An 18,744-nucleotide genomic window follows, 5' to 3' on the forward strand; every position below is an offset into this window, starting at 1 on the left:
CTTGAAGTTATGAAACGTCTCATATTTTGAATTGAGGTTTTAATTACCAGGATTATATAAAAAAAAGCCTCTAAAAAGACTTTGCTTTTTAGAGGCAGAAAAAAAGATTCTGTTTTTTTATCTGATAATCAATTTTTTACTGAGTAAACCATTGGATGCTCTCAATTTCACTATGTATGTTCCGTTGCGGATGTGTTCAACAGGAATTTTAATGTTTGGCTGATCTTCATTGCTTACATTCCATTTTGCAATCGATTGCCCTAAGATGTTAAAGAGTTGAACAGATTCTATTCTTGTATCCTTAAAATTATTTTTGATATTCAGAATGTGATTCGAATCGGCAAAAACCATAATACCGTTAGTTGCATTTATTTCATCCGCACTCAAAGTCTCAATAGTAAAGCGCAACGAGAATCGGTCCGTATATTCGCCTATAGGAAGTTGAGTGGCGAAGTCGCCATTTCTAAGATCATGATAAAGTCCGGTTACGCTGTCAAACAGATAGATTTCTGTGGAAACAGGAATATTCTCCAATTCGTCAAGTTTGATTTTTGCCGGACCGACAGTAGATATTTTGATTCCGATTGGAATAATTTGGTCAATATTGAAATTGTTGACCGCCTGAACTACGAATTTTTCATTGCTGAAATACCAATATATATCGTCTCGATTCACATCCATCATTATGGCATCGTACCCAATATCGAATTGGTTGCTCGCATTGGTATCAGCACCTACCAGAAGCTGGCGTCTTAATCCTGATGCTGTTTCAATACTCAATCTGATCTTTTGTCTGTTGTCTGTTTCTTCATTTACAGTGTCATTTGCGGATTTAAAGAATACTGAGTTGGCAGTACTTTCGACTTTAAAAGCACGCTGACTGTTTCTTATGCTGATGGTTCCGCCGGTTACTGGGTCAGTAACTCCATTTACCCCTCCCGCATCAGTTCGAACAACAAAACCTTGTCCGACCGGTATGTAACGTTTGGGGATTTTTGTTCCTGTTTGATTATTGTTATTTATCAGAGGGCTGTTGGAAATGGCTACAACACCTCCCATTAAGGTATACGTTGCATATCCTCCGATATATTCGCCAAGGTAATGTGATTGGCCGTCAAAATGATCCCAAAAATACAATGCCCCATTAATAACATTGGACGCTGCTCTACCATTGTTCAGGATATTGTCTCTGATTAATTCATCGGCGTCCAATGCAGAAGGATATGGGTTTCCAATCACGTAAAGTTGGTTTACTGCTATATTTAAGTTGATGTTTCCGTTGTTTGGTTTTCCGATAAAAGTATAGTTTTGGTAATTCGTGTTCGGCTCCAGACCTGTGACTCCTTTCATGGTAAATCCTTCGCCAACTTTAACGCTTCCAGTACTTCCGATCGCCTGCCAGGAAAAATAACTTGTACTAACCGCCGTATATTTATATAACCAACGATTGCTTATTTTTACAGGGCTGGTAAGCGGACCGTCTGAAAAATCATATCCATCGCCAAAAGTAATGGATACGCGACCGAACGGAGATGCAGCAGAATTGGTTCCGTCTCTTAATACGCCACCAACGGTATAGTTCAGATTATCAGGACTTACAGGAGAAGACCAATAATTGTAATGGAAACTGCTTTTAGTCCCTTGTTGATCTCGCAGCAGACTACCTGTTCCTCCGGAAGGATTTGCAGTCGTTCCGTTTTGAACCAATTGGGCTTCGCCGGTAAGACGTAAATCACCACTTGTCAAAACAAGATTATTGGCAACTGTTAACTCAAAAGCATCCGGAAGATTAATTCCTAAGGCGCCTCCCGAATTGTTTAAAGTCAGATTGTAGAAGGTCTCATTCAATTTGATCCCCGTATTGATTAACTGAACCTGATTACTGGTCGCGCCGTTGAAAGTTACGGTTCCTGTTCCCGGAACAAAACTTCCACTGTTTTTCCAATCTCGTTTGACCTGTAAATTGGAATTAGCATTCATAGTAATCGATGCACTGGTATTAATGATAACATCTCTTGCGGAGGCAATACCACTATAAGCAGCGGCAAATGGACTCACGGGATCAATTACCGGCATTAGTGCAGGTCCGTTCGGGATTACGGCATCTATGGTGGCAGAAGGTAATCCGCCGGCCCAGTTTTTACAGTCAAACCAATCGGTGCTTATTAGTCCTGTCCATAGTCCTGCAGTCCCATTTAAAACCGTAGCCGTTGCAGAACCTGTTCTGTCTGCTGGCAATGAGGTACATTTCGAGTCACTTAAAGCCGTTACGGTATAGGTTTTCGTGACTGTCATGTTGGTAATGTTGAAGTTATACGGACTGGTTGCAATGTTATTTACGGTTGTTGAGGTTGTTCCGTCGGAATAAGTTAAGCTCCAGGGCGCTGTTCCTGTAAGGGCAATGCTAAAAGATCCGGTTCCACCCAAACAAACGTTCTGATTCGCAGATATTACTGAGGTCGGTCTTGGGTTTACTACAATGGTAACATAAGCGGTACCATCGGTTCCGAAACTATTGCAGCCGGCTAAAGACGATGTAACGGCATAAGTTGTTGTTACCGTTGGAGAAACGGTCAATGTGGAACTGTTACTTACAAATATTCCGGTTGTAGCATCCACCCATTGGGTATTCAGATTAACAGGAGCGTCCGGAATTCCAATATTATCTACTGCCCATGAACTTCCTGCCGTTCCCTGATAATTGAAACGAATTTTTAAATTAGGCTGATTTATGTAGGCATTTAAATTTATACTTACAGAAAGGAAATTGCTGTAACTTGCGGCACCGGATGATCCTGTGTACGTTGCCAGTACAATCCACGGACCTCCATTGGCTGAAATTTCCACTGTTCCACTTGCTCCGGCACCTAAATTATAGGCTTGAGTAAAAGTTAGACTTGCTGAAGGTAAGCCAAAGGTATTAAAAGACGGAGTATACAAACTGGAATTAAAATTTCCGTTTGCAATAGCGAATTTTCCGATCGATGAATAGGAAGTTCCGGAATACGTTCCCCCGTTTGTTGCTGAAAGCTGCCACGGACCCGGGTTTGTATTACTCGCTCCTGCGTTCAGACAGTTATTTGTACAGCTATCGACCGTCCAGCCCCCAGGATTTGCATTTTGAAAATCTCCTCCGGTAGCGACAGTTTGACTACTGGCATAGGTGCTCGCTGAAGAAAGAACAGAACTTTGTCCTACACATATTGTTGGAGGTGAAGCCGTAACCGGTGATGGTTTGATATTCGGGATGACAAATATCACGCAGCCGCTTGAATACGCAGCACAACCTCCGGAATTTTGGATTACAGCTCTGAAAACAGTGTTTTGAGTTATGTTTGAATAAGGATGCGTGTTGGTTGTATTGGCAATATCTACCCAGGAAGTTCCTGCAGTTATAGAATATTGCCATTTTACAATGGTTCCAACATTTCCTGATAAATATAGTGTTCCGGACGCTGTAAAACATTCCGTTGCAGAAGTGACAGTACTTGAATTAGATAGCGATATGGTTCCTCCAACTGGATCGACATCAATAACAACTGAAGTGGTAGTGTTTACTGAGGCACAGCCTCCGCTTACAAGTGTCGAATAAGTGACAGTGTACGTTCCTATCGTGCTGCTGTTGGGTATAATTGCTCCTGTACTGGAATTAATGGATAGTCCTGCAGGTGTTGCTGAGAAAGTACCTCCGGTATAAGCTCCAGTGCCACTTATTGTTGGATTTTGTCCTGCAGTAACAGATGTACAATATGGAGATCCGGCATAACTGATAGCTACTGTCGGTATCGCTGTTATAGTAACACTTGCTGTTACAGGAACAGCAGCACAACCGCCACTTGCCGGTATGGTATAGGTAACGGTATAGGTTCCTGCGGTACTTGTACCTGGCGTAATGGCTCCTGTCGCGGCACTAAGGCTCAGACCTGCCGGAGCGGAAGTATAAGTTCCACCAGTATAGGCTCCTGTCCCGATTAATGTTACGCTTTGGGCAGTAGCCAGTGATTTACAGAATGGCGCTCCAGCATAACTGATGGTAGCCGTCGGAATAGGGGTAATGGTTACACTTGTGGTGACCGGTATGGCAGCACAACCGCCACCCGCCGGTATAGTATAGGTTACAGTATAAGTTCCCGCAGTACTGGTGTTTGGCGTAATGGTACCAGTGGAAGAATTTATGTTCAGTCCAGCCGGTGAAGCGGTATAAACCCCTCCGGTATAAGCTCCGGAACCGGTTCTGGTAACGCTTTGCGCAGTTGCCAGTGAGATACAGTACGGAGCTCCGGCATAACTAATCGAAGCCGTAGGTGCAACGGTGATGGTAACGCTCGTGGTTACCGGAACAGCGGCGCATCCTCCGCTCGCAGGTATTGTATAAGTTACGGTATAAGTTCCCGAGGTACTGCTGCTAGGTGTAATATCCCCTGTAGCGGCATTTATTGTTAATCCGGCAGGTGCTGTAAATGTTCCCCCGGTATAAGCTCCGGTTCCGTTAAGCGTAACACTTTGGCCTGTTGATAATGATTTACAAAATGGTGTCCCTGCATAGGTGATCGTGGCCGTCGGAACAGCTGTGATGGTAACACTGGCGGTAACAGGTATCGCGGCACAACCTCCACTGGCGGGGATAGTGTAGGTTATGGTATAAACGCCTGCAGTACTGGTATTTGGGGTTATGGCACCGGTCGAAGAATTTATGGTAAGTCCTGCTGGTGAAGCTGTATAAATGCCTCCCGTAAATGCCCCGGTTCCTGATCTTGTAACGTTTTGTGCAGTTGCTACGGATCTACAGAATGGTGTTCCTGCATAACTGATCGTAGCAGTTGGTACGGCTGTGATGGTAACGCTTGTGGTTACCGGAACAGCAGCACATCCGCCACTAGCAGGTATGGTATAAGTTACAGTATAAGTTCCTGCCGTACTGGTACTCGGAGTAATATCTCCGCTAATTGCGCTGATCGTTAGTCCCGCCGGAGTGGCAGTATAAGTTCCGCCGGTATAAGCTCCAGTCCCGTTAAGGGTTACAGTTTGGCCTGTGGCTAACGATTTACAGAACGGTGTTCCGATATAACTGATTGTTGCGGTTGGCACGGCTGTGATCGTAACGTTTGTGGTTACTGGTACTGCAGCACAACCTCCACTTGCCGGTGCTGTATAAGTTACTGTATAAGTTCCTGCGGTGCTACTGCTTGGCGTGATAGCACCGGTAGAAGCGTTAATGGTTAATCCGGCAGGTGACGCGGAATAAGTTCCTCCAGTGTATGCACCTGTGCCACTTAAGGTAACACTTTGGGCAGTTCCCATCGATTTACAATAAGGAGTTCCGGCGTAATTGATGGTCGCAGTCGGCACGGCTGTGATGGTGACGCTTGTGGTTACAGGTATTGCAACACATCCTCCACTTGCCGGTATGGTATAGGTTACTGTATAAGTTCCTGCAGTACTGCTGCTTGGTGTAATTTCTCCTGTTGAAGTATTAAGAGTTAACCCGCCAAGTGCTGAAAAAGATCCACCGGTATAAGCTCCCGTTCCGATAAGGGTTACAGTTTGGCCTGTGGCTAACGATTTACAGAACGGAGTTCCGATATAGCTTATCGTAGCGGTCGGTATAGCTGTGATTGTTACATTCGTAGTTACGGGCACGGCAGCGCATCCTCCACCAGCAGGTATAGTATAAGTTACGGTATACGTTCCTGCAGTACTGCTGCTTGGCGTGATCGCACCAGTAGAAGCGTTAATGGTTAATCCGGCAGGTGAGGCGGAATAAGTTCCGCCGGTGTATGCTCCTGTACCACTTAAGGTAACACTTTGGGCAGTTCCCATCGATTTACAAAACGGAGTTCCGGCGTAATTGATGGTCGCAGTCGGCACGGCTGTGATGGTGACGCTTGTGGTTACAGGTACTGCAACACATCCTCCACTTGCCGGTATGGTATAGGTTACTGTATAAGTTCCTGCAGTACTGCTGCTTGGTGTAATTTCTCCTGTTGAAGTATTAAGAGTTAACCCGCCAAGTGCTGAAAAAGATCCACCGGTATAAGCTCCCGTTCCGATTAGTGTCACGTTTTGACCTGTGGTCAATGATTTACAGAATGGAGTTCCGGCATAGCTGATGGTAGCAGAGGGGACTGCAGTGATAGTAACGCTTGTAGTTACAGGCACGGCAGCGCATCCTCCACTGGCAGGTATGGTATAAGTTATTGTATAGGTTCCGGTCGCACTGCTGCTTGGCGTAATGGCGCCCGTAGAAGCGTTAATCGTCAATCCGGCCGGAGCGGCTGAATATGTTCCTCCGGTATAGGCTCCTGTACCGCTTAAAGTCACACTTTGTCCACTTCCAACCGATTTACAAAATGGTGTTCCCGCATAGCTGATAGTGGCGCTAGGGAATAGGGTTACTGTAATGGTACCGGTCGCGGTATCGGCAGGAGCACATCCTCCGGATGTTGTAACGGTAAACGGAAAGGTCCCAGCGGCTGTCGGTGTTCCACTGATGGTGAAAATCCCACCGGCGTAATTTCCGTTAACGCCAGCTGGTAATCCTGAGACGGAAGCGCTGGTCGCATCGGTAACTGTATGAGTGATGTTGGCAATCGCCACATTTTGGCAACGGGTTTGGGTCGCATTGGCGGAAGTCAGTGCGAGATTTGGCAACGCAGTTACTGTAATTGTTCCCGTCGCTGTATTAACTGGAGCACATCCACCTGAAGTGGTTACGGTAAAAGGAAAGGTCCCAGCGGCTGTCGGTGTTCCACTGATAGTGAAAATCCCACCGGCATAATTTCCGTTAACGCCAGCTGGTAATCCTGAAACAGAAGCGCTGGTCGCATCGGTAACTGTATAAGTGATGTTGGCAATCGCCACATTTTGGCAACGGGTTTGGGTCGCATTGGCGGAAGTCAGTGCGAGATTTGGCAGCGCAGTTACTGTAATTGTTCCCGTCGCTGAATCAGCTGGTGCACAACCCCCTGAAGTGGTTACTGTAAAAGGGAACGTCCCGGCGGCTGTCGGTGTTCCACTGATAGTGAATACTCCGGCTGCATAATTTCCGGTAACACCACTTGGTAATCCGGAGGCGGAAGCGCTGGTGGCATCGGTTACATTATAGTCGATATCTGCAATCGCCACATTTTGACAACGGGTCTGGCTCGCATTGGCAGATGTCAGCGCAAGATTTGGTAACGGAGTTACTGTAATGGTAATCGAATCATAAGGGCTGGCACATCCTATTGCTACTACATTATACGTTGTTGACGGTGATGTCGTGGGATTGACCGTAAAGGTAATTGGATTATCGGTTCCGGCTGCGGTACCGATAACAGTGGTTCCTATTCTGATTTGGTAGTTTTGTCCCGATTCGCTACCACTCAAGGTGATAACTACGGGAGCACCAGAACATACTGACGAAAGGTCTGAAGAAAGTGTATAACCAGCTGTACAATTCTGGCCCACTCCATAGGAAGTGTAGAGTAAGAGCAAGAATACGATTCTCAAAAAGTAACTTTTTTTCATAATCCCCAAGGTTTATGTTGAACAAATGGTTTATTTGTTGCTTGAGAACCTTAGTCTTAGGGGAATAAATAATGAGGGAACTTTGAAAAATTAAGTGAAATTGATATTCTGAAAAGATTTTTGCTCCAAAAAACATGTTTTACCCTTGAAAAGGCCTTGTTTTTGGAATATTGAATAAATTTACTTAATTGTTTTTATTTCAATAATATTAGTAAGATGTTTTCGATGAATAGGGAAGTACTCACGATTAACGGACTGTAAATCAATGTGTTGATTGTCTTTCGGCAAACAAGTTAGTTTTAATGATTATCGTGATTGGTTTGTATGAAAAACCCCGATAGAATCGGGGCCTTTAGTTATCTGATACTAATTTTTTGACTATAAATTTTTGAATTTGACATCTTCAATTGCATGATGTATATTCCTGCGCTCAGATTTGATTTAGGAATTTTGATTTGTGTCTGGTTTTCCTTCTCAATACTTATGGTTTTCAATTTCTGGCCATGAATGGAGAATAGGGTTGCTTCGGTAACAGTATCTTTTTCGTCTAAATTATTTATTAGGATTTCCTCTGTATTAGCGTTGTAGAAGATACTTATTGAATTTGTATCCGCAGCATTTTTTACAATCAAATTGTTATTCTGAAAACGAAGCGAAAATCTCGAAATAATTTCACCTGCCGGAACTTCTAATTCAAAAGCGTTATTTCTTATGTTGTGATGTTTGCCTGTCAGATCATCATAAATATAGATTGGTTGGTTGCTGTCAAAGTTCTCAAGTCCGTCTATCATAAATTTTACAGTTCCGGGAGTATCCGTTTTTATTGTTATCGGATAAATTGCAGTGGCATAAAAATGACCTACGCCCTGAATTTGAAGCTTTTTATCCTGTAATTGGAAATACACGTCATTTGACTGGATGTCTATCATCTCAGCGTCATATCCTAAATTGAAATCCTCATCTGCATTTTCATCCATAAAACCAAGTAACAATTGACGATGTAAGTTTGTTGTTCCATTAAAACCGAGTCTTATTTTAGGGAAACTGTTATTTAGGGTAGAGTCATTGCTGTTGTCAGAATTGGCGTCGGTATTATTTGGATTTGAATTACCGTTTCTGAACATTATGTTTGAGTTCGCATCATCTTCTTTAATGAATTTTCTCTGACTGTTTTTGTAAGTTATTTGTCCGCCAGTCGCATTCCCTTTAACGAAGAACCCTTGTGCAATGGGGATGAAACGTCCAGGGATTCTTGTACTGGAACCCAATCCGCTTATTCCGGCAGGTGAAACAGGAACGGTTCCGCCTACTAAATTCAGTGCGGCATATCCACCCTGGTAACCAGTCAGATTGTGGGTGTTGTTGGAAGGGTAGTGTTCCCAAAAATACAATGTACCTGTAGTCCCTGATAAATTGTCTGTTATAAACTCATTAGCATCTAAAGCGGATGGATATGGGTTTCCGATTAAGTTTTGGAAGTTTGCTGCTACCTGGATTCCGATATGATTTATCAAACCGTTATTCGGCTTTCCGTTAAAGATATAATTTTGTACGTTAACACTTGGTGCAACTGCAATTCCGCTTCCTTTCATTGTGAAACCCTGTCCGGTTTGAAGTATAGTATTTTCAGTTATTTGCTGCCAGTTAGCATAGACCTGGCTAAGGTTAGTGAATTTATAAAGCCAGAACCTTGCCAGTTGTATTGGGTTTGCAGTGCCGTCATAACCTCCAACCCAAGATATATGCTGCGGAGATAATGGATTTGTACCGTCGGATAATACTCGTTTTACAGTAAAGCCGGTATTGTTTGAGGATATGCTTGTTTCCGTACTAACGGGTGAAGACCAGTAGTTATAGTTATATAAGTTGCCGGTTCCCTGTTGATCTCTTTCTAAACTGCCGATACTGGAAACGTCTAAATCACTGTCTGTGGTTTGAAGTAATTGTGAGCGGCCTTGCAAATCGATATTACCGTCAAGTTTCAAATACCAGTCGTTTTGAAGTTTAGTATCGTTGGTCATTGTAATCGTTGTACCTGCGTCAACTATCATTCCTAAATCTATGTTGTTGGAGTTAGATGTGATGTTGTGTCTGATATTAATAATAGACCAATCGTAGTCGTTTACATCCATGCCTCTGATTTGTTTTGAAACCGAATTGGAAGCTGTGGCAAAGTTACCCGTCTGTTCTGTCAAAAAAGGCATTGGTGCTTCCTGCACTTTAATTGTTTTTACATTGTAGATTCTCGCTCCGGGAGCAGTATCAACAGTAGCAGTAGTGTGATTGTCAATTACATCATCTTTGTAATTGTCCATTTTGTAATAACGAATAAGGTTTGCCCACGGAAGCGAAGGAACATTTTTAGGGATTATTACTCCTCTTACCTGGCCGGAATTATTTTCGATTTCCTGATAAACAATTTTTTGCAATTGAGAATCGGTTAAAGCTGTGTTGAACAGTCGCACTTCATCTATCTTTCCTTTGAAAAACTTGTCAGATGCAGCCGGGTTTTTTCCTATGGTCAGAAGTGAGGTGTCTGCAGAAATGCCTCCGGTTACACTTGTGCTGGAAACCATTGCTCCGTTGACATATAATTTAAGCAGTCCGTTTGTGCTGTCAAAAACAGCTGCCGTATGAATCCATTGTGAATTATTTAATGGGGAATTATAGTTTAAGGTAGTGCCGTTAGCCGTTACCTGAAGTCTTTTTGAACTGTCAATGCTCAGCAGGAATTTATTTTGTCCCACGATAACACCTTCATTCGAAAATAAATTATTGATGTTGATCCAGGCCATTAAGGTCGCATTTGGCCATGCGTTGATTACATTACTATCGGTCGCGTAATCGTTTCTTCCGTCAAAATCCACAAACAGTTTTCGTTCCAGATTTCTGGGAGACCCGAATTTGATGGTATTTGTATCGAAAGCATCTAGGATTCCGTCGTGATCTGCATCGGTATTTCCGTCAATAACGCCGTTGTTGTTTCCGTCAAGGTTTGAATAAAGTCCCAGTGAAATGTCGAAATTGGTTCCGTTGGATTTGGTATCCAGATAATTTGGAATTCCGTCACCATCAGTATCCAGAACATAATTAAGGAACGGAGCTACAGTACTGCCTTGGTCAAGATTACCATATGCATTTGCATTATAATCATAAATATCTAAAATTCCGTCGCCAAAACCTTCTGTAGTGCCATCACCATTAGTGTCTTTGTTTCTGAAAGTTTCCGATTCAGGGCCGTCACCAACGCCGTCACCATTAATGTCTCCGTCTCCGTTTACATATCCGGGAGAAGCATGGATGTTGCCTGCTCCTGATTCGTCAACATCGAAAAGAGAATCGTTATCACTGTCTAAATCCACGTAGTTTGGAGCTCCATCTCCATCCGTGTCTATTAAAGTTAATGCTTCAGCGCTGTCATGTAATCCGTTGGCATTGGCATCAACCCACGCGGTATCAATTTTGCCTTTTCCATTGCTTAAATTCCCCAGACCAACTTCAATAACGTCTTCAATGCCATCATTATCAGCATCAAGATCAAACACATCAGCTACACCATCACTATCCAAATCACATAAGGTCTGAGAGATAATAATGTCGTCAAGTGCTAAATCATTACCGGTTCCTCCGGTTTCGTTATTGATGAAAATAACTTTAAAGGCGCTTACGTTAAGATTTAAATTTGAAGTAAAATTGTACCAGCTGCCTGCAAGGTTACCAGCGGTGGTAGGAGGGATGTCGCCTGTTTCTATAAAAGTAATCAAATTGTCGTTCACGTCGCGGAACTCAACCCTAACATTAGGTCTTAGTCGCGTAGCTATTCCAGGGGCATCCGTTCTGTCTAAGTTTAATACCCAAAAACTATAAGTAATGGGTATGTTTGGTAAAGCTCCTGTAATAGTTGCGGTATAGAATATTCCGGGAGTATAGGATGCATTGAAAATTGCCATTCTTCCATTTGCGTTTCCGGTATGATCACCTCCCATGTGCCAATACTGTGATGCCCATGATGCTATTTGTGCGGATGGACCTACCGTGTATTTTCCATCATTTAGATCCGGAGTGCTTAAATCCGGGCAATCGGTAGTGTTGGCTCCTCCGGTAGAACCGTCTTCGTAACAGTAGGTAGTTATTGCATTGTATGTTGTGTTTATTGTGGTTCTTGTTCCGGATCCGAAAGTTTCATTCAGGAATTTGTAGTTTACTTTTGGACCGTTGGCTGCATTGCAATTGTTTTCTTCAATGCTGTCTCTGATACCGTCGTTATCGTCGTCAATATCTACATTGTCGTAAATGCCGTCGTTATCACTGTCGTAGAAGGTCTGTATTCCTTCGCCCTTAATGTTGAAGATATAAGGGTTTTCATCTGCATCATTGCTTGCAATGGATACCTGGGCAGATTTTGTTCCGGTTGAACTCGGATTAAACGTGATTTGGAATGGGGTTGAATTTAAAGTCGTAATAGGAGTTGCGGGTAATATTGTAACCGAAAAATCACTGCTTCCGATGATGTTTACAAGAGGGGTTCCGGTTAGATTAATATCATTGAATCCTATATTTTTGATGGTAAAGTTCCTTACGATAGGTGCTGATGCGACTTGTGTCTGCCCAAAAATTGTTCCGTTAGTTATTGATGCGGCGGAGTTATGCGCTACAGCATTGTTGCCTAATCCGGTAAGGGTAATGAAATTGCCCATCGGAGTGCCGTGTAAGCTGATGTTATCTATAAAATAGTTGTCGCTGGTATTACGATCATTATCAAGTTCATCAAATCGGATTCTTATTTTGACCTGCGTATTTCCGTTGGGAATATTAAAAATGAACGGAGAACCAACAGATGTTCCGGTAATTGCCGCATGTGTGTAGGGTAACGTATCCGGTGCGGCGTTGTTTTTTCCGTCTACCAATTTTATTGATGTTGCATAGCTGACTCCGTTGTTATAGGAAACGTCAAGGTAGAGATCATCCCCATCGTCCGGCGTTCCGTTAGAAGAAAAGTATACGCTTATGAAATTGTTGGCGTAAGTTGAGATGTTCACATTGTTAAATGATACAAAAGGATCATTGTTAGCGACTCCTGTGCCCACATCATTAGACCCTACAATTCTCAGAGAATTTGGAGATGATACAAATGCGGTAGTGTTCGTTGCGATGGCGCCGGTATTTAAAGTATTGGTATAGCCCCAGACATCTTGGGGGGTGGTATCAAAACCCTGATAAGCAATAAGGGTCTGTGCTTGAGTTGAAAAATGATTTAGAATGTTAAAAATCAGTAATATAAACAGATTTTTAAATACTGGAGTAGTTTTTTTATCCATAGGTCTTTGGAGGTTTGAATTAGAGCTATGGTGAAGTTAGTAATAAAAGGTGTACAATTTATTATGAATGAATAGTATTACAGATTAATAACATAAAAATAAATTTTGTGCACAAGTTGTAAGTTTTGCTTTATTTTTTTTATATTACCTATTGTTCAGTAATGCTTCTGTTTTTCAAATGTAAGTGGTTAGTAAAAAGCGATGGAAGTTAGTGTTATGTCTCTTGGGGGCTACTAGAAAAGCTTGGTTAAGCTGTTGGTTTCAGGAAAATTTAATTCAGAAGAATTGTGAAAGTCTTAAGTGAATAGTCAAGGAGAGTGATTATTCAGTTTTCTCACGTGAGGTGTGATTGGATTTATAATCTGAAAGCAATAAAAAAACCCTAACTGTTTGATTAGTTAGGGTTTGCTTTTTCGTAGCGAAGACGGGAGTTGAACCCGTGACCTCAGGGTTATGAATCCTGCGCTCTAACCGACTGAGCTACCTCGCCATTTTTTCGGTTTAACATCCTTGCTGAATGCGGGTGCAAATATAAGACTAAAATTATAGCTTCCAAATATATTTCTTAAAAAAAATATTTTTTTTCTTTTTTCAATTTTTTCTTTTTTTTATTAATGTAAATGCTATATATTTCAGCAAATTTAATATAATATGGAAGGTAAAATAAGATACGAATTAGAGTTCCCCATCATGTCATCGCCCCAATTACTATATCAGTACATCTCAACACCTTCTGGACTATCGGAATGGTTTGCAGATAACGTAAATTCTCGTGGAGAGTATTTTACATTTATCTGGAACGATTCAGAGGAAAAAGCACGCCTTGCTTCTAAGAAAACCGGTGAAAAAGTCAAGTTTCGCTGGATTGACGAGGATAATAAGGACGGAGATTATTATTTTGAATTACGAATCCTTGAGGATGAAATCACGAAAGATGTGTCTCTAATGATTGTTGATTTTGCGGAGGAACGCGATCTTTCGGAAGCTAAAATGCTTTGGGAGAATCAGATTTCCGATTTGAAACATGTTATAGGATCCGTTTAAAAAATCATTTTTATAACCTATATTTGCCCCGATTTAATCGGGGCTTTTTTATGGTAAATTATAACGGTTCATTAGTGGATAATTCGGGAATTGCATTGCAGCAAAACAGAGGTTTTCTTTACGGGGATTCTGTGTTTGAGACAATTAAGGTATTGGAAGGAAAAGTGTTATTTCTTGAAGATCACTATTTTAGACTGATGGCGTCCATGCGAATTGTCCGAATGGAAATCCCGATGAATTTTACCATGGAGCATTTCGAGGAACAAATTCTTAGTTTGACTCGTCAAATGGGGGATTCGCATTCCTTCCGGGTGCGGTTTTCTGTTTTTCGTAAATCGGGCGGATTTTATCTGCCGACATCCAACGACGTGGAATTTATGGTTACCGCAGAGCCGTTGGCTGAGACGTTGTATTCATTTGCAGAGGGCAGTTATGAAGTGGAGTTATTCAAGGATTTTTACATCACCAAGCAATTATTGTCTACGATTAAAAGCAATAACCGGTTGGTTCAGATCACCGGGAGCATTTTTGCGCATGAGAACGGTTATGAAAACTGTCTTTTGATGAATGATGAAAAGAATGTGGTAGAAGCGCTTCAAAGTAACTTATTTATGCTGATAGGGGATGAGTTGATCACACCTCCGGTTTTAGATGGCTGTCTAAACGGCGTAATGCGTAAACAAGTTCTGGCAATTGCTAAGAAAATAGAAGGTTTGCAAGTTGTTGAAAGATCGATTTCACCTTTCGATTTGCAAAAGGCAGATGAATTATTTCTGACCAATGTAATCAAGGGTATTCGGCCGATAACCAAATACCGAAAAAAAGAATATAAAATTGAATTTGCGGTTGAATTGTTGAAGAGGCTGAATGCCCAGGTGCGATTGGGTTAGTTTAAAATCGGATTTTCAGGTGCGTTGGACCAAATGAGGTAGTCGCCGCCCTGTTCCATGATTTTTTCTTTCCAGAAGTGAGTAGCTGATTTTCCTATAATTTTGTTTTGATAACTGTTTTTAGATACGATCCAGGAGTTTTCTTCTAATTCGTCTTCCAATTGGTGGGATTCCCATCCGGTATATCCCAGAAAGAAGCGAATGTTGGTTCTTTTGATTTTTCCTTCGTTAATTAAGTTTTTCGTGTGTTCGAAATCGCCTCCCCAATAGATGCCGTTTGAAATTTCAATGCTGTTTGGGATCAGTTCGGGGATGTTGTGGATAAAATACAAGTTGTCTTGTTCTACAGGTCCGCCATTGTAAATTTTGAAATTGGCATTAATTTCAGGAATTAGATCATGGATGGTATACTGTAAGGGCTTGTTCAATATGAACCCAACAGATCCCTCTGTATTGTGGTCGGCAAGTAGGACCACGGATCTGTTAAATGATAAATCTCCGATAATTGAAGGTTCTGCTACAAGCAAATTTCCTTTTTTTGGCTTAACTGATATCATCTTCCTGCGAGTTTATACTTAAAATTAGAAAAAAATACCCATCTCAGCAAAATAAAATCGTTTAAAAGTAAAAAGCCCCGATTTAATCGGGGCTGTATTTTTTAGCGGGAAAACTATTTTTTGTTTAAAGAACCTTCTAACTCAGCTCCAGCTTTGAATTTTACTACGTTTTTAGCAGCAATTTTGATAGTTTTTCCAGTCTGAGGGTTTCTTCCTTCTCTTGCAGCTCTTTTAGATACTGACCAAGATCCGAAACCTACTAATGATACTCTTCCACCTTTTGTTAAAGTTCCTTCTACGTTGTTCAAGAAAGATTCTAAAGCCAATTTAGCGGCTGCCTTAGTGATACCTGCGTCAGCAGCAATTGCATCGATTAATTCTGATTTGTTCATAAGAATAGTTATTAATGGATTGATTAATTAATTATTGTCCTACAAATTTATATGAATTTCCGGATTACGCAAGTGTTTTTCAGTTTTTTGCAAGTTTTTTTCTTAAAATGTTGATAACTCAAGCTGATTGTTAATAAACTAACTTGTTTTTTTCGAAATTTCGGGAGTGTTAGTGTTTATGGGGGTTACAGCGCCATAGCATTTTCAGTGAAAGATATTCCGTTCAAAAGTTCATGAGTTTGCATTCTTTTCTTTCCCGGAAACTGCAAACTGCGAATAATAAGGTAACCACCCTTCACCGCAATTTTCAATTCTTTTTTAGTGGAAAGAAGTTTGCCCGACGCCAGCTGATGTGCTTCTTTCTCAAAATCGGTTTCATAGATTTTTACATTCCATTCCTGATTGCTGTCTTTAATAAAGCACCAGGCTGCAGGATACGGACTAAGTCCGCGTATCAGATTATGAATTTCACTTCCGTCTTTACTGAAATCAATTTTACAATTCTCCTTATTCAGTTTGTAAGCGGTCTTGATGTCTTCGTTGGTCGGCTGAACGGTGGTTGTTACATTGCCTTGTTCAATAAGTTTCAAAGTTTTCAAAATGGTTCCGCTTCCCAAAACCATCAGACGATCATGCAATTCGCCGGCCGATTCGTTTTCACCAATCATAACTTCATCACTAAGGATCATAGCCCCAGTGTCTATTTTGTCGTCAATGAAAAAAGTCGTAACTCCTGTTTTGGTCTCTCCGTTGATGATTGCCCAGTTGATTGGTGCCGCACCTCTATATTCCGGTAATAAGGAAGCATGAAGATTAAAGGTTCCGAACTTAGGCATGCGCCAAACTGCTTCCGGCAACATTCGGAAAGCAACCACAACCTGAAGATTGGCGTTAAGGCTTCGTAATTCTTCCAGGAATGTTTCATCTTTTAAATTGGTAGGCTGTAATAAAGGAAGGTTGTGCTCCAAAGCATATTCTTTTACAGCCGAATATTTGATCTTTTGTCCGCGTCCTGCCGGTTTGTCTGCTGCGGTAATCACGCCAACGATTTCATAGTTGTTGTTATATATAGTGTCAAGGATTCCTACGGCAAACTCGGGAGTTCCCATAAAAACAATGCGTAACTTTTCCATTATAAACTAATGTATTGGTTTTGATTATTGATTTTTACTTTGTTGTTTTCCAACAAAAGCTGAAGTGCAAAGATAGTTTCCTCAGAGGTTAAATCCAGTGAATTTTCAATTTCTCTTGAGGATAAAGGCGAATTTTGAAGCAAAGTGATGATGCTTTGTGCAATTTCAAGCGGACTCCTTTCTGTTTTTTGCTGAGTGATGCAAAACGAACAAATGCCACAGTCTTTCGTCTCTGTTTCTCCGAAATAGTTCAACAGTAATCGGCTTTTGCATTGCTTTTTGTCGGATACGTAGCCGATTACCGATTCAAATTGTTTCGTTTTAATTTCGTTCTGCTGTTCGAGGAACTTCGAAATCCGGTTGATGGTTCGCTCGTCTTCCCGCACTTCGTTGAAGGTGAGTTGACTGTCATTGGACTGACTGTGGAATAAACAGACTTCCTTCTGATGCATCCGCTTCAATACTTGGGTCACATTTTCTTCCGAAGTTCCTGATTTTCGTGCAATCAGATTGGTGTTGATAGTGGTTTCGATTTCGTATACGCCGCTGTAATTCCGTAAAATTGCAGTAATCACAGGCTCGTCCGCGGGATTTAAACTGATGTAACGGATAATCTCACGGCTGTCCAATAAAAATCTCACGTTGATTTTTTCTGAAAATTCTTTGGAAAGCGAAATGATGCCCTGATTGTCCAAAAACTGCATCGAGTTGAACGTTTTCAGGACAGGGAATTTATATTGTTGACAAAAATGGTTCAGATTGAATGAGAATGTTTCGTTGATGCCTTCCCCATAGCCAATCTGAAAATAATTGTTCAGTTTGATGTAGACTTCTTTTAAAAAGGTTTTGTCCGGCAACATAGAAAGAAATTGACTTTCTGTGGATTGGATGTCAGAAGGAGCTAATAATAAAACCGCAAAAGCTTTCACTCCGTTTCGTCCTGCGCGACCGGCTTCCTGATAGTAATTTTCAAGGTTTTCCGGCAGTTGCACGTGGATTACGGTACGTACATTGGGTTTATCAATTCCCATTCCAAAGGCATTTGTCGCGACCATGACCTGAACATCTTCCATGAGCCAGGACTGCATGTTTTTTTCTTTTTCCTTCTGCGTCAGTCCGCCATGATAAAAAGTACTTTTGAAACCCATGGCTTCCACCTGCGACGAAACATCGTGGCATGCTTTTCGGTTGCGGACATAAATAATGGAAGGGTCAGGGTTTTTTGTAAGTATCTGTTGGACCCGGAAGAGTTTGTCTTCGGTTTCAAAAACCATATAGGCTATATTTTCTCTCGCAAATGATTTTTTAAACAACGCAGGATTTACTAAACCTAATTGCAGACAAATATCATCTTGAACTCTTTGTGTCGCTGAAGCAGTCAAAGCCAAAAAAGGAACTTTCGGAAAGTATTCTTTAAGTTTTGAAATTTTGAGATAAGCCGGTCGGAAATCATGTCCCCATTGCGAGACACAATGCGCTTCGTCTATGGCAATTAAATTGATCGGCAAACCTTTAATACGTTCCAAAATCCAGTCGGACTGCAGTCGTTCCGGAGACAGATAAAGGAATTTGTAATTTCCGAACTGGCAATTGTCCAGCAGATCAATGGTTTCGTCCGAAGAAATTCCGCCGGTCAGGGCAATGGCCTTAATGTTTCTTTTCTGCAGATTCTGAACCTGGTCTTTCATCAAAGCAATCAGCGGAGAAATAACTAAGCAGATTCCTGGTTTCATCATGGCCGGCACCTGAAAACAAACGGATTTTCCGCCCCCGGTCGGAAGTAACGCAAAAGTATCTTTACCTTCCAGAACCGATTGGATAATTGCTTCCTGCGGTTGACGGAACGTATCGTGATTCCAGTATTTTTTGAGAATTTGTAGCGCTTCCAAATTGAAAAACCT

General features: G+C 41.6%; 8 protein-coding genes and 1 tRNA gene. 2 read left to right on the forward strand and 7 right to left on the reverse strand.

All coding sequences use genetic code 11. From position 1 onward, the window contains the following. Positions 1-117 precede the first annotated feature (117 nt). The 3 genes from AC3E9U_RS06065 to AC3E9U_RS06075 form a co-directional block, all read right to left on the reverse strand. A complete protein-coding gene (locus AC3E9U_RS06065) occupies positions 118-7,509 on the reverse strand; it encodes a DUF8693 domain-containing protein (RefSeq protein ID WP_488746008.1) in 7,392 nt (2,463 codons plus the stop codon). Between the two features lie 356 nt (positions 7,510-7,865). Beyond that, positions 7,866-12,827, reverse strand: coding sequence for a DUF8693 domain-containing protein (locus AC3E9U_RS06070; RefSeq protein ID WP_488746009.1), 4,962 nt, complete (start codon positions 12,825-12,827; stop codon positions 7,866-7,868). A 416-nt stretch (positions 12,828-13,243) separates the two neighbouring features. Further along, positions 13,244-13,317, reverse strand: a tRNA-Met gene (locus AC3E9U_RS06075). Between the two features lie 161 nt (positions 13,318-13,478). Between AC3E9U_RS06075 and AC3E9U_RS06080 the strand changes: the two genes are divergently transcribed. Together AC3E9U_RS06080 and AC3E9U_RS06085 are read left to right on the forward strand one after the other, a co-directional pair. Beyond that, positions 13,479-13,871: an START-like domain-containing protein gene (locus AC3E9U_RS06080; protein WP_488746010.1), complete on the forward strand. Its 393-nt coding sequence runs from the start codon at positions 13,479-13,481 to the stop codon at positions 13,869-13,871. Positions 13,872-13,921: 50 nt separating this feature from the next. Then, positions 13,922-14,761: an aminotransferase class IV gene (locus AC3E9U_RS06085; RefSeq protein ID WP_488746011.1), complete on the forward strand. Its 840-nt coding sequence runs from the start codon at positions 13,922-13,924 to the stop codon at positions 14,759-14,761. On the opposite strand, the gene AC3E9U_RS06090 is transcribed toward AC3E9U_RS06085, so the two are convergent. The 4 genes from AC3E9U_RS06090 to AC3E9U_RS06105 all read right to left on the reverse strand — a co-directional run bounded on the left by AC3E9U_RS06090 (position 14,758) and on the right by AC3E9U_RS06105 (position 18,732). Then, a complete protein-coding gene (locus tag AC3E9U_RS06090; protein WP_488746012.1) occupies positions 14,758-15,318 on the reverse strand; it encodes a YqgE/AlgH family protein in 561 nt (186 codons plus the stop codon). The genes AC3E9U_RS06085 and AC3E9U_RS06090 overlap by 4 nt on opposite strands. A gap of 113 nt (positions 15,319-15,431) precedes the next feature. Next, entirely contained in the window at positions 15,432-15,710 is a 279-nt protein-coding gene (locus AC3E9U_RS06095; RefSeq protein WP_023573687.1) for an HU family DNA-binding protein, read from the reverse strand. A gap of 185 nt (positions 15,711-15,895) precedes the next feature. Beyond that, positions 15,896-16,843 (reverse strand): methionyl-tRNA formyltransferase, encoded by a 948-nt coding sequence (fmt, locus tag AC3E9U_RS06100; RefSeq protein ID WP_488746013.1) that lies wholly within the window; start codon positions 16,841-16,843, stop codon positions 15,896-15,898. After that, the gene (locus AC3E9U_RS06105) at positions 16,843-18,732 is read right to left on the reverse strand and encodes a RecQ family ATP-dependent DNA helicase (RefSeq protein ID WP_488746014.1); all 1,890 of its coding nucleotides are present in this window, start codon (positions 18,730-18,732) and stop codon (positions 16,843-16,845) included. Before AC3E9U_RS06105 ends, fmt begins: the two co-directional genes overlap by 1 nt. Positions 18,733-18,744: the final 12 nt, after the last annotated feature.

This window comes from Flavobacterium sp. 21.1, assembly GCF_057801535.1.

What these genes read in the sequence shown, in the direction of transcription:
- AC3E9U_RS06065 (WP_488746008.1), bottom strand. Translation starts at nt 7,509, where the DNA reads ATGAAAAAAAGTTACTTTTTGAGAATCGTATTCTTGCTCTTACTCTAC.
- AC3E9U_RS06070 (WP_488746009.1), bottom strand. Translation starts at nt 12,827, where the DNA reads ATGGATAAAAAAACTACTCCAGTATTTAAAAATCTGTTTATATTACTG.
- AC3E9U_RS06080 (WP_488746010.1), top strand. Translation starts at nt 13,479, where the DNA reads ATGGAAGGTAAAATAAGATACGAATTAGAGTTCCCCATCATGTCATCG.
- AC3E9U_RS06085 (WP_488746011.1), top strand. Translation starts at nt 13,922, where the DNA reads ATGGTAAATTATAACGGTTCATTAGTGGATAATTCGGGAATTGCATTG.
- AC3E9U_RS06090 (WP_488746012.1), bottom strand. Translation starts at nt 15,318, where the DNA reads ATGATATCAGTTAAGCCAAAAAAAGGAAATTTGCTTGTAGCAGAACCT.
- AC3E9U_RS06095 (WP_023573687.1), bottom strand. Translation starts at nt 15,710, where the DNA reads ATGAACAAATCAGAATTAATCGATGCAATTGCTGCTGACGCAGGTATC.
- fmt (WP_488746013.1), bottom strand. Translation starts at nt 16,843, where the DNA reads ATGGAAAAGTTACGCATTGTTTTTATGGGAACTCCCGAGTTTGCCGTA.